We start from the raw sequence: 12,496 nt of genomic DNA on the forward strand, positions 1-12,496 counted from the left end.
CGGGGCCGGTCAGAGCTGGGCGACGATGCGGGCGAGCAGTCCGGAGATCCGGGCGCCCGCGGCGCGCCCCGCCTCGAGGACCTCCTCGTGGGAGAGCGGGGTCGCGGAGATCCCGGCCGCCTGGTTGGTCACGAGGGAGATCCCGAAGACCTCCATCCCGGCGTGCCGGGCGGCGATGGCCTCCAGGGCGGTGGACATCCCGACGAGGTCGGCGCCGAGCACCCCGGCCATCCGCACCTCCGCCGGCGTCTCGTAGTGCGGGCCGGGGAACTGCGCGTAGACCCCCTCGTGGAGGGTGGGGTCCACCCCCCGGGCCAGTTCCCGCAACCGCGGGGAGTACAGGTCGGTGAGGTCCACGAACGTGGCACCCTCGAGCGGGGACCGGCCCGTGAGGTTCAGGTGGTCGCTGATGAGCACCGGGGTGCCGGGGCCCCAGGACGGGTTCAGCCCGCCGCAGCCGTTGGTGAGGATCATGGTGCGTGCCCCGGCGGCGGCCGCGGTGCGCACGCCGTGGACCACGGGGCGCACGCCCCGGCCCTCGTAGTAGTGGGTGCGGGCGCCGATCACCAGCGCGTGCCGGCCCGCGGCGGTGCGCACGGAGCGCAGCGTGCCCACGTGGCCCTCGAGGGCGGGCGGGGTGAAGCCGGGGATCTCCGCGGCCGGGATCTCGGCGACGGTCTCGCCGATCAGATCGGCGGCCTGGCCCCAGCCGGAGCCGAGGGTCAGGGCGATCTCGTGCGTGTCGACCCCGGTGGCCCGGCGGAGTGCGTCCGCCGCCTCCTGGGCGAGCTCGAAGGGATCGGCCCGGTCAGCGCTGTGCTCTGTGTCCACCCGCCCCAAGCTACCGCATGGTCCCGGGCCGCCCGGCGCGGCCGGGCCGGTTCCGCCGCCGGAGCGGCACCTGCAAGAATGGCCGGGTGACTGCACACAGCGAATTCTCCATCCAGAAGCTCGTCATCATCGGGGGCGGTCCGGGCGGCTACGAGGCCGCCCTGGTCGCCGCCAGCCTCGGGGCGGACGTGACCGTCGTCGAGCGCCAGGGCCTGGGCGGCTCCGCGGTGCTGACGGACGTGGTTCCCTCCAAGACGCTCATCGCCTCCGCCGACGCGATGACCCGCTTCGCAGAGGCCGCGGACCTGGGGGTGCACGTGCGCGGGGGCAGCAAGGACGGGGACGAGATCAACGACCTCGCCGTGGACCTGGAGAAGGTCAACACCCGTCTCCTGCGCCTCGCGGCGTCCCAGTCCCGGGACATCAAGCGCGGGCTCGAGCGGGTGGGGGTGCGCGTGATCGCGGGCACCGGACGGTTGCTCAGCCCCACCTGCGTGCAGGTCACCACCGACGACGGGCTGGAGTACACCCTCGACGCGCAGGCCGTGCTGCTCGCCGTCGGGGCGTACCCCCGGGAGCTGCCGTCCGCGAAGCCGGACGGGGAGCGGATCTTCAACTGGAAGCAGGTCTACCACCTCACCGAGGTCCCCGAGCACATGATCGTGGTGGGCTCCGGCGTGACCGGCGCGGAGTTCGCCTCGGCCTACCGGGGCCTCGGGGCCGAGGTCACGCTCGTCTCCTCCCGGGACCAGGTGCTGCCCGGCGAGGACGAGGACGCCGCGGCCGTGCTCGAGAGCGTCTTCGAGCGCCGCGGCATGAACGTGCTCAGCCGCTCCCGCGCCGACTCGGTGGAGCGCAGCGAGAACGGGGTGGTCGTCACGCTCTCCGACGGGCGCAAGATCGCCGGCTCGCACTGCCTGGTCGCGGTCGGCGCGATCCCGGCCACCGACGACCTCGGGCTGGAGGAGGTCGGGGTGGCCCGCGCCGAGTCCGGGCACATCAAGGTGGACGGCGTCTCCCGCACCACGGTGCCGGGCGTATACGCCGTGGGTGACTGCACGGGCGTGCTCCCGCTCGCCTCGGTGGCGGCAATGCAGGGCCGGATCGCCGTGGCGCACCTCATGGGCGACGCCGTCAAGCCGCTGCGCACCCACCTGGTGGCCTCCAACATCTTCACCTCGCCCGAGATCGCGTCCGTGGGCGTGAGCGAGAAGTCCATCGAGGACGGCACCTACCAGGCGGACACCATCATGCTGAAGCTCTCCACCAACCCGCGCGCCAAGATGATGGCGGTCGAGGACGGGTTCGTGAAGATCTTCTCCCGCAAGGGCTCCGGCACGGTGATCGGGGGAGTGGTGGTGGGTCCCCGCGCGTCCGAGCTGATCTTCCCGATCTCCCTGGCCGTCACCCACAAGCTGCACGTCGACGACCTCGCCGACACCTTCACGATCTACCCGTCCCTCACCGGGTCGATCTCGGAGGCGGCCCGGCGCCTGCACGTGCACGTCTGATCCCCGCCGGCACGCACAACGGCCGCATCCCCCGCTTCAGGGGATGCGGCCGTTGCGCGTGCTGCTGCGTCGGGAAGCGGATCAGCGGCGGGTGACGACGTTCTCCATGTCGACGTCCTTGGTCTCCGGGGAGAACCAGAGGGCCACGAGGGTCAGCACGGCGCCGAACGCCAGGTAGAGGCCGACGGAGCCCACGCCGTAGCTCGCGTTGAGGGTGACGGCGACGTACGGGGTGATGGCGGCACCGAGGATCGACGCCGTGTTGTACGCGACGCCGGAGCCGGTGTAGCGCACGTTCGTGGGGAACAGCTCGGGCAGGATCGCCGACATCGAGCCGAAGGTCAGGCCCATCAGGGTCATGCCGACCACGAGGAAGAACAGCACGCGGCCCGTGCTGACGTCCTCACCGGTGCCGACCGCGGCCGGGTCCATGAGCAGGCCGAAGCTCAGTCCGAAGAGCAGGATCACCGAGGTGATGACCAGCTGTGAGCTGCGCCGGCCGAAGCGGTCAGCGACCCACCCGGAGACGGGCACCATGGCGGCGAACAGCAGCACGGCGAGCAGCTGCAGCACCAGGAAGTCCCGGTAGGGGATGCCGAGGCCGCCGTTGGCGGGGCTGCCGATGCCGTAGGAGAGGATCCACGCGGTCATCAGGTAGAAGAGCATGTAGGTGGCGAGCATGATGAACGTGCCCTGGATCATCTGCAGCCACGAGCCCCGGAACGCCTCGACGAGCGGGGTCTGAACCTTCTCGCCCTGGTCCAGCGCCTTCTGGAAGACCGGGGTCTCCTCGAGCTTGAACCGCACGTACAGGCCGACGACCACCATCACCACGGAGGCCAGGAACGGCACGCGCCAGCCCCACGTGAGGAACGGGTGGTCGGTGCCCTGCTCGGCGACCGAGACGAAGCCCATCACGATGGTCAGCACCAGGAAGAAGCCGTTGGCCAGGATGAAGCCGAACGGGGCGCCCAGCTGAGGCCACATGGCGGCGCGCGCCCGCTTGCCCTCCTCGGCGTACTCGGTGGCCAGCAGGGCCGCGCCGGACCACTCGCCGCCCAGGCCCAGGCCCTGGCAGAAGCGCAGGATCGTCAGGATGAGCGGGGCCCAGATGCCGATCGAGTAGTAGGTGGGCAGCAGGCCGATGAGGAACGTGGCGACGCCCATGGTCAGCAGGGCGCCGATCAGGGTGGCCTTGCGGCCGATCCGGTCGCCGAAGTGCCCGAAGATCACCGAGCCGATCGGGCGGGCCACGAAGGCCGCGGCGAAGGTCGCCATGGAGGCGAGCAGCTTGGCCGTCTCGTCCTCACCCGTGAAGAACAGGGCCGGGAACACGGCCACGGCCGCGGTGGCGTAGACGTAGAAGTCGTAGAACTCGATCGTCGTGCCCACGAGGGAGGCCAGGATCACCCGGCTGCGGGGCACGCGGTCGGACAGGGGGAGCGAGGGGGAGGACGCGCCGGTGGCGTCCTGCCCGGTCACCGGAGAGGACATGGGGAAACCTCGGTCGTAGCAGTGGGTGGGGACAAGATCCCGATAGTACGCCGGGCCGTCCGCATGGCGGGTGGCCCGTCTCACATCCTGGAACGCCGGTCGGTCCAGGGCTCGCTGACGGTGAGCGCCGCCCGGGCGTCCTCGCCGCCGGGCCTCAGGGGGAGATCCAGGATCCGCCAGCCCGGCAGCGGGTGCCCGGGGAACCGGCCGGCGCCCACCCGGTCCACCGAGGGGTCGCGGGAGAGCCCGACGCCCATGGCCTTGAGCAGGGACTCCTTGCGCGCCCATACCCTGGCGACCGCGGCGGGCCGGCGCCGTCGGCTCGTCCAGGCGAGACGGCGCCGCTCGGCCGGGTGCAGGATCGCGGACATCTGCTCGCCGCCGACGAGGTCGGGGACGCGCTCGACGTCGATCCCGAGATCCCGCGGGCCCATGGCGATCAGGATGTGCCCACCGCTGGAGGAGAGCGAGAAGTGCAAACCGGGCACGGCTGGCTTGCCATGCCGCCCGGCGGCCCCAGGGGCGGGTGCCAGCGGCACCGCGGCCGGCTCGATGTCCAGCCGCTCGGCCAGCACGGCGCGCAGCAGGCAGCGGCGGGCGAGGAACGCGTCGCGGTCCGCCTCGCGCAGGAACCTGTCCCGACGGGCCTGTTCCGCCGGGTCCAGCCAGAACGCCTCGACTGTGCGCGCCCACGGCACGAGGTCGGGCAGGTGGGCCTGGACCACGGCCACGTCACCGGCCCGGCGGGGCGCGGGCAGCGCGGTCCAGGGCGAGGGGAGTGGACCCCAGGACCACGCCGGGACCTCCGTCACAGCCGACCGCTCACAACGGCTCGCTCACCGGGCCGGGCACGAGGCTCCGCCGGGGCGGCGCACGCCTCGAGGTCCTCGAGCAGGCGGTGCCGGTTCTCCGCGAGCGGGTGGTGGCCGCCGGGGTACTCGCGCCGCTGCACGGTCCCGGTGCTGACGGGACGCCAGGCGTCCATGCCGGCGGTGTCCACCGTGTGGTCCTCGCTGCCGCGCAGCAGCAGCAGGGGCGCCCCGACCGGGGCGGGGAGCCGGTCGTGGGCCATCGAGGCCCGCAGGTCCGCGCGCAGGGCGGGCAGCTGCAGGGCCAGCAGCTCGGGATTCGCCAGCACCGCCTCGGGGGTGCCGCCCAGCCGCCGCAACCACCGGGCGAGCGCCTCGTCCGCGCCCGGGTCCTGCGGGTCCAGCCCGGCCCGCAGGTCATCGTCCCCGTCGTCCGCCGCGTCCACGGCGCCCGGGGCGGTCTTCGCGGACAGCGCGAGCAGCGACACCCGGATCCCCTCCCGGTGCTCGAGGAGCGAGGCGAGCTCGGCCGCGACGGAGGCGCCCATGCTGTGGCCCAGGACCACGAGCGGAACGTCCGAGGCCGCCCACGGCGCGCCGGCGACGGCCTCGGCCGCCTCCGCGGCGAGGGCGGCGACCGAGGGCGCCGCCGGCTCCCGGAAGCGGCTCTCCCGGCCGGGGTACTGGACGCCGAGGACGTGCACGTCCTCGCGGACCAGGAACCGCCAGTACCCGGCGGCCGCGCCCGAGGGCGGGCAGCAGAGCACCCGCAGCCGCGGCGTCCGGGCGGGGGCGCCGCTGCGCAGCCGGTCCTGCGCGGAGAGGTCCACGAGGCAGCGCCCGGGGGCGCCGGTCGGTCGGGTGCTCATCGGGGCCGGGCCGCCCGCCTCAGGAGATGGTCGCCAGAACGGCGCCGGCGGAGACGGTGTCTCCGGGGCTCACGGACAGACCCGAGACCGTGCCCGACTTGTGGGCGGTCAGCGGCTGCTCCATCTTCATGGCCTCGAGCACCAGCACGAGATCGCCCTCGGCCACCTCGTCCCCGTTGTCCACCGCGATCTTCACGATGGTCCCCTGCATCGGGGAGCTCAGGCTGTCGCCGCTCGCCGCGGCGGTGCCGCCGCCGCGCGCGGAGCGGGACTTGCGGGGCTTGGCCGCGGCCCCGTTGGGCTTGGCCGTGCCGGGCAGGGCGGGCAGGACCACCTCGAGGCGCTTGCCGGAGACCTCGACGACGATCGCCTGGCGCTCCTCGGCCTCGGGCCCGGCCTGCGGGACGCCCTCGAAGGGCGGGATGGTGTTGTCGAACTCCGTCTCGATCCACCGCGTGTGCACGGAGAAGGGGGCGCCGTCCGCGGGGGCGAACGCGGGATCGGCGACGACGGCGCGGTGGAAGGGGACCACGGTGGGCATGCCCTCGATGCGCAGCTCCGCCAGCGCCCGGCGGGAGCGCTCGAGCGCCTGCTGCCGGGTGGCCCCGGTGACGATCAGCTTGGCGAGCATGGAGTCGAAGTTCCCGCCCACGGTCTCGCCGGCCTGCACACCGGAGTCCACGCGCACGCCGGGACCGCCGGGCAGGTCGAGGGCGGCGATGGTGCCGGGGGAGGGCATGAAGTGCCGTCCCGGGTCCTCGCCGTTGATGCGGAACTCGATCGAGTGGCCGCGGACCTCCGGGTCGTCGTAACCGAGGGCCTCGCCGCGGGCCAGCCGGAACTGCTCCCGCACCAGGTCGATGCCCGTGACCTCCTCGGACACCGGGTGCTCCACCTGCAGGCGGGTGTTGACCTCCAGGAACGTGATCGTGCCGTCCTGGCCCACCAGGAACTCGCACGTGCCCGCGCCCTGATAGCCGGCCTCGCGCAGGATCGCCTTCGAGGAGGCGTAGAGCAGGCGGTTCTGCTCCTCGGACAGGAACGGCGCCGGCGCCTCCTCCACGAGCTTCTGGTTGCGCCGCTGCAGGGAGCAGTCGCGGGTGGAGACGACCACCACGTGGCCGTGGGCGTCGGCCAGGCACTGGGTCTCGACGTGCCGCGGGGCGTCCAGGAAGCGCTCCACGAAGCAGTCGCCGCGGCCGAACGCCGCGGTGGCCTCGCGCACGGCGGACTCGTAGAGCTCCGGGATGTCGTCGCGGTTGCGGACCACCTTGATGCCGCGGCCGCCGCCGCCGAACGCGGCCTTGATGGCCAGGGGCAGCCCGTGCTCGTCGGCGAACGCGAGGACCTCCTCGGCGGAGCCGACCGGGTCGGTGGTGCCGGGGACCTGCGGGGCGCCGACCTTCTCCGCGATGTGGCGGGCGGCCACCTTGTCGCCGAGCTTGGCGATGGCCGCGGGCGGGGGCCCGATCCATGTCAGTCCGGCCTCGAGCACGGCGAGGGCGAACTCGGCGTTCTCGGACAGGAAGCCGTAGCCGGGGTGCACGGCGTCGGCTCCCGAGCGGGCGGCGACGTCGAGGATCTTGTCGATCACCAGGTACGAGTCCGCGGCGGTGGACCCGCCCAGCCCGTACGCCTCGTCCGCCGTGCGGGCGTGCAGGGCGTCCCGGTCCGGGTCGGCGTACACGGCCACGGAGGCGATGCCCTCGTCGCGGGCGGCGCGGATCACGCGCACCGCGATCTCGCCGCGGTTGGCGACGAGCACCTTGGTGATGGGGCGGATGGCGCCGTCCGCGGGGTTCTTACCGGTCACGTCTCACTCCTTGTCGAATCCTCCGATGCACTGTATTCCCCGTCGTGAGCAATCGCCCAACCACCCGGCGGCGGACCGGAAATGCGACGCCGTTTCTGTAGGAGTCCTACAAAGCGCAGACCGGTTCCGGCGGGGAGCGGTTCTCAGCGGCCGGCGGTCCACAGCTCGGGCACGCCGACGCCCGCCCGGCCGAGCAGCGTGCGCAGGGTGCTGAGGCTCAGGCCGACGACGGCGTGCACGTCGCCCTCCACCCGCTCCACGAACGCCGCGCCGAGCGAGTCGATGGTGAAGGACCCGGCCACCTCCAGGGGCTCGCCGGTGGCCACGTAGGCCGCGACCTCGTCGTCGGACATCTGCGCGAAGAACACCTCGGCGCTGGCGGGCGCACCGCCGCTCCAGCCGGTCCCGCCGTCCGCCGGGCTCCGCGTGTCCACGAGCCAGTGGCCCGTGTGGAGCACCCCCGAGCGCCCGCGCATGGCCCGGATCCGGGCGGTCGCCGTCGCGGCGTCCAGCGGCTTGCCGTGCACCTCGCCGTCGAGCTCGAAGACCGAGTCGCAGCCCACCACGAGGGCGCCGGCGGCCTCGGGCAGCGCCGCCACGGCCTCCGCCTTGGCCCGGGCCAGGACCATCGCGGTCTCCTCGGCGCCGGTCACCCCGCGCTCCCGGACCACGGCGTCCTCGTCCACGTCGGAGACGAGCCTGTCGTGGCCGATCCCGGCGTCGGCCAGCAGCTTGGTGCGGGCGGGGGAGCGGGAGGCGAGGACGAGGCGGGGAGTCACCGTCCCAGGATACGCAGGCCGTGCGCGCGAGGGGCCGCGCTGCGCCCCTCGCCCACGCGCGAGGGGCCGCGTCCTGCTGATGAGACGTTCTCCCACCGACAGGACGCGACCCCTCACGATCGCCCGGGACGGGACGCGACCCCTCGCGTCCGCCCGGATCAGTACTCGACGACCACGCGGCCCTCGATCTTGCCCTTCTCCATCTCGTCGAGGATCGCGTTGACGTCCTCGAGCGGACGGGTGCTGTAGGTCGGGTGGATCAGACCGCGCGCGTAGAAGTCGAGGGCCTCGACCATGTCCTGGCGCGTGCCCACGATGGACCCGCGGATGGTCAGGCCCTTGAGCACGATGTCGAAGATCGGCGCCGGGAAGTCCCCGGGCGGCAGACCGTTGAACACGATCGTCCCGCCGCGGCGGACCATGCCGATCGCCTGGCCGAACGCGGCCGGGTGCACTGCGGTCACCAGCACGGCGTCCGCACCGCCCGGGATCTGCGCGAGCACGGCCTCGGCCGGGTCCTCCGCGAACGCGTTGACGGTGATCTCCGCGCCGTGCTTGCGGGCGAGGGCCAGCTTGTCGTCGGCGACGTCGACCGCCGCGACCCGCAGGCCCATGGCCACCGCGTACTGCACGGCCAGGTGCCCCAGGCCGCCGATGCCGGAGATCACCACCCACTCCCCGGGCCGCGCCTCGGTCATCTTCAGGCCCTTGTAGACGGTGACCCCGGCGCACAGCACCGGCGCCACCTCGTACGGGTCGGCGCCCGCGGGGATCTGCGCGGCGAAGCGGGCGTCGACCAGCATGTACTGGCCGAAGGACCCGTCGATGCTGTAGCCGCCGTTGACCTGCTCCTCGCACAGCGTCTCCCAGCCGGTGCGGCAGTTGCGGCAGTGCCCGCACGCCGAGGCCAGCCAGGCGTTGCCCACGAGGTCGCCCTCCTGCACCTCCGTGACCCCCGGGCCGAGGGCCACGACCGTGCCCACGCCCTCGTGGCCCGGGACGAAGGGCGGGGTGGGCTGGACCGGCCAGTCGCCGTGGGCGGCGTGCAGGTCGGTGTGGCACACACCGGTCGAGATCAGCTTGACGAGGACCTGGCCGGGGCCGGGCTCCGGGACCGGGAGGTCCTTGACCTCCAGGGGCTGCCCGAAGGCGGTGACGACGGCGGCGGTCATGGTGCCGGGGACCGCGGTGGCCGCGGACTCCTGGACGGTCGGGGCTTGCTGGGCGTTCATGGTGCTCCTCCTGGAACGGGACGGACGGTCGGGACGGGACGGGTGAGGGCGGTTTAGAAGAAGCCCTGGGCGTCCTCGGAGTAGGAGACCAGCAGGTTCTTGGTCTGCTGGTAGTGGTCCAGCATCATGAGGTGGTTCTCGCGGCCGATGCCCGAGGACTTGTAGCCGCCGAACGCGGAGTGGGCGGGGTAGTTGTGGTACTGGTTCACCCACACGCGCCCGGCCTGGATGTCGCGGCCGGCGCGGTAGGCCAGGTTGCCGTTGCGGGCCCAGACCCCGGCGCCGAGGCCGTAGAGGGTGTCGTTGGCGGTGGCCATGGCGTCGGCGTAGTCGGTGAAGCGGGTGACCGACAGGACGGGCCCGAAGATCTCCTCCTGGAAGATGCGCATCGAGTTCTCGCCCTCGAACACTGTGGGGGAGACGTAGAAGCCCTCGGCGAGATCTCCGTCCAGCACGTTGCGCTCGCCGCCCACGAGGACCTTCGCGCCCTCCTGCCGGCCGATGTCGATGTAGGAGAGGATCTTCTGCAGCTGGTCGTTGGAGGCCTGCGCCCCGACCTGGGTGTCGAGGTCCAGCGGGTTGCCCTGCACCATGCCCTTGACCCGCTCGACGCCGTCCGCGAGCAGCCGGTCGTAGATCGAGCCCTGGATCAGGGCCCGCGAGGGGCAGGTGCAGACCTCGCCCTGGTTGAGGGCGAAGAACGCGAAGCCCTCCAGTGCCTTGTCGTAGAAGGAGTCCTGGGCCGCGGCGACGTCCTCGAAGAAGATGTTCGGGGACTTCCCGCCCAGCTCGAGGGTCACCGGGATGATGTTCTGGGACGCGTACTGCATGATGAGCCGGCCGGTGGTGGTCTCGCCGGTGAAGGCGATCTTGCGGATCCGCGGGCTGGAGGCCAGCGGCTTGCCGGCCTCCACGCCGAAGCCGTTGACCACGTTGACCACGCCCGGGGGCAGGATGTCCGCGAGCAGCTCCATGAGCACCATGATCGAGGCCGGGGTCTGCTCGGCCGGCTTGAGCACCACGGCGTTGCCCGCGGCCAGGGCCGGGGCGAGCTTCCACACGCCCATGAGGATCGGGAAGTTCCAGGGGATGATCTGCCCGACCACCCCGAGGGGCTCGTGGAAGTGGTAGGACGTGGTGTTGTCGTCGAGCTGGGAGAGGGTGCCCTCCTGGGCGCGGATCGCCCCGGCGAAGTAGCGGAAGTGGTCGATGGCCAGGGCGATGTCCGCGTTGATGGTCTCGCGCACGGGCTTGCCGTTGTCCCAGCTCTCGGCCACGGCGAGCATCTCGAGGTTCTGCTCCATCCGGTCGGCGACCCGGTGCAGCACCAGCGCCCGCTCCGCGACCGGGGTCTTCCCCCAGGCCGGGGCGGCGGCCCACGCGGCGTCGAGCGCGGCGTCGATGTCCTCGGCGGTGCCGCGGGCCACCTCCGTGAAGGGCTTGCCGTTGACCGGGGAGATGTTCTCGAAGTACTGGCCCTTGACCGGGGCCACCCACTGTCCGCCGATCCAGTGCTCGTAGCGGGGCTTGAAGGTGACCTTCGAGCCCTCGGTGCCCGGCTGCGCGTAGACGGTGGTGAGGGACTGGGTTTCAACGCTCATGGTGACCTGCTCCTGGTGCGTGACGGTGCGAGTGGCACGGGTGCGGACCGCCTCGTCCGCACCATCGTGTGATGCGGATCACGCTACGAGGGGCCACGTTGCACGCACGTTGCACGCACGGTGCGGCGGGCGCCGGGGCCGGTCAGCGGCGCAGCCGCTCCAGCTCGAGCACGGCCTCGGCGCGGGCGGGGGAGCGGGCCGGCAGGAGGCGCAGCAGCAGCGCCCACGCCTCGGCGTCGTCGGCGGCCTCCGGCAGGGTGAGGTACTCGCGCACGGCTTCGGCCGAGCCGTCGGTCAGGACGGCCTCGCGCAGGAGCCCGGTGAGGCGGTGGCGCAGGGCCACGAGGGACGGCGCCTCGGAGTGGGGCAGCAGCGCCCCGGTGTACTCGCGCAGCGCCCGGCGGTGCGAGCCCCGGGCGAGCAGCTCGAGCACCCGGCCCGCGTCCGAGGGCAGCGGGGTCTCGAGCCGGTAGGGGCGGGAGTTTTCGAACAAGTTTTCCCACTGGGCGNCTTCGGCGACGCCACAACACTGGCAACAGAGGATGCCGCCGAGCTCGCGACAGCCGACGAGGAAGTCCGGACCTCCCTGGGCGCAGGACAAAAACCGCTCGAAAACCCGCCCCGGGACTCGAGCAGCCGGCGCAGCCGCAGCACCTCGGCGCGCACCGTGGTCTCCTGCGCCCGGCCGGCCCACAGCTGCTCCGACAGCTCCGCGGTGCACAGGCCGTTGCCGGCGCGAGAGAGGGCCAGGAGGATCTCGGCGTGGCGCTCGGTGAGCTCCAGGGCCTGCCCGTCCAGCACCAGCGCCGGCGGGGCGTCGCCGAGCACGCGCAGGAACGCGCCGTGGGCGGGGGCGGCGGACGGTGCCGCCGCGGCGGTCTCGGAGCGGCGGGCGGAGCGCAGGGCGAGGGCGAGCTCGGCCCGGGCGGCGCGCACCGCCGCGCCGACCAGCGCCCGGGTGGCGGGGGCCGCGGCGGCGTCCCCGCCCGTCAGGTCCACCGCCCCCAGCAGCGCCCCCGTGACGGGGTGCAGCAGCGGGGCGGCCGTGCAGGTCCAGGGCCGGGCCTCGGGGTAGAAGTGCTGCTCGCGGTGCACGGTCACGGGCCGGCGCAGGACCAGGGCGGTGCCCGGGGCGTTGGTGCCCACGGCCGGCTCGGACCAGTCGGCGCCCTCGACGAAGCCCATGGACTCGGCCCGCCGCCGGGTCGCGGCGCTGCCCCGGACCTGCAGGATCACGCCGCCGGGGTCCGTGACGGCCACGACCAGGCCGGTGTCCTCGGCCAGCGGGGTGAGCAGCTCGTCGAGCACGGGCATCAGCAGCCGCAGCGGGGAGCGGGCCTCCCGGACGTCGGGGCCGTCCAGCACGACCCGCGGGGTGCAGCGCTCGGGCGCCGAGAGGTGGTCCAGCGACCGGGCCCAGGACAGTCGCAGCAGCGGGTCCGTCGTCGTCGGTCCGTCCGCCGGTGCGCCCACGCGCCGCCTCCTGTCCCGTGCTGTGACCCAACTCTCATGCCCGTCCCAGGGTAGCCCGTGACGCGTCCAGGAACAGCGAGGGGC

10 protein-coding genes are annotated in these 12,496 nt (G+C 73.2%); 1 reads left to right on the forward strand and 9 read right to left on the reverse strand.

The genetic code is table 11. From position 1 onward, the window contains the following. Positions 1–9 precede the first annotated feature (9 nt). The gene (locus H488_RS31605) at positions 10–831 is read right to left on the reverse strand and encodes a purine-nucleoside phosphorylase (RefSeq protein WP_017834222.1); all 822 of its coding nucleotides are present in this window, start codon (positions 829–831) and stop codon (positions 10–12) included. Positions 832–917: 86 nt separating this feature from the next. Between H488_RS31605 and H488_RS31610 the strand changes: the two genes are divergently transcribed. After that, the gene (locus H488_RS31610) at positions 918–2,342 is read left to right on the forward strand and encodes an NAD(P)H-quinone dehydrogenase (RefSeq protein ID WP_017834223.1); all 1,425 of its coding nucleotides are present in this window, start codon (positions 918–920) and stop codon (positions 2,340–2,342) included. A gap of 81 nt (positions 2,343–2,423) precedes the next feature. Here the strand turns inward: H488_RS31610 and H488_RS31615 are convergent, their stop codons facing one another. The 8 genes from H488_RS31615 to H488_RS37475 all read right to left on the reverse strand — a co-directional run bounded on the left by H488_RS31615 (position 2,424) and on the right by H488_RS37475 (position 11,282). Continuing rightward, a complete protein-coding gene (locus H488_RS31615; protein ID WP_017834224.1) occupies positions 2,424–3,836 on the reverse strand; it encodes an MFS transporter in 1,413 nt (470 codons plus the stop codon). An 80-nt stretch (positions 3,837–3,916) separates the two neighbouring features. After that, positions 3,917–4,648 carry a 4'-phosphopantetheinyl transferase family protein gene (locus H488_RS31620; protein ID WP_150110374.1) on the reverse strand — a complete coding sequence of 244 codons (732 nt, stop codon included), beginning with the start codon at positions 4,646–4,648 and terminating at the stop codon, positions 3,917–3,919. Further along, positions 4,645–5,514: a thioesterase II family protein gene (locus H488_RS31625; RefSeq protein WP_081615824.1), complete on the reverse strand. Its 870-nt coding sequence runs from the start codon at positions 5,512–5,514 to the stop codon at positions 4,645–4,647. The genes H488_RS31620 and H488_RS31625 overlap by 4 nt, the downstream gene beginning before the upstream one ends. Before the next feature lie 19 nt (positions 5,515–5,533). Next, positions 5,534–7,327 (reverse strand): acetyl/propionyl/methylcrotonyl-CoA carboxylase subunit alpha, encoded by a 1,794-nt coding sequence (locus tag H488_RS31630; protein ID WP_017834227.1) that lies wholly within the window; start codon positions 7,325–7,327, stop codon positions 5,534–5,536. A 143-nt stretch (positions 7,328–7,470) separates the two neighbouring features. Beyond that, on the reverse strand, positions 7,471–8,106 hold the full coding sequence (locus tag H488_RS31635) for a Maf family protein (RefSeq protein ID WP_017834228.1): 636 nt from the start codon (positions 8,104–8,106) through the stop codon (positions 7,471–7,473). Positions 8,107–8,264: 158 nt separating this feature from the next. Beyond that, positions 8,265–9,338: an alcohol dehydrogenase AdhP gene (gene adhP, locus H488_RS31640; protein WP_017834229.1), complete on the reverse strand. Its 1,074-nt coding sequence runs from the start codon at positions 9,336–9,338 to the stop codon at positions 8,265–8,267. Positions 9,339–9,391: 53 nt separating this feature from the next. Beyond that, on the reverse strand, positions 9,392–10,939 hold the full coding sequence (gene exaC / locus H488_RS31645; RefSeq protein ID WP_017834230.1) for an acetaldehyde dehydrogenase ExaC: 1,548 nt from the start codon (positions 10,937–10,939) through the stop codon (positions 9,392–9,394). A gap of 142 nt (positions 10,940–11,081) precedes the next feature. After that, complete coding sequence (locus H488_RS37475) at positions 11,082–11,282, reverse strand: hypothetical protein (protein WP_031283380.1); 201 nt, start codon at positions 11,280–11,282, stop codon at positions 11,082–11,084. Positions 11,283–12,496: the final 1,214 nt, after the last annotated feature.

This window comes from Kocuria sp. UCD-OTCP (genome assembly GCF_000349605.1).
In the GTDB taxonomy this organism is placed as follows: Bacteria; Actinomycetota; Actinomycetes; order Actinomycetales; family Micrococcaceae; genus Kocuria; species Kocuria rosea.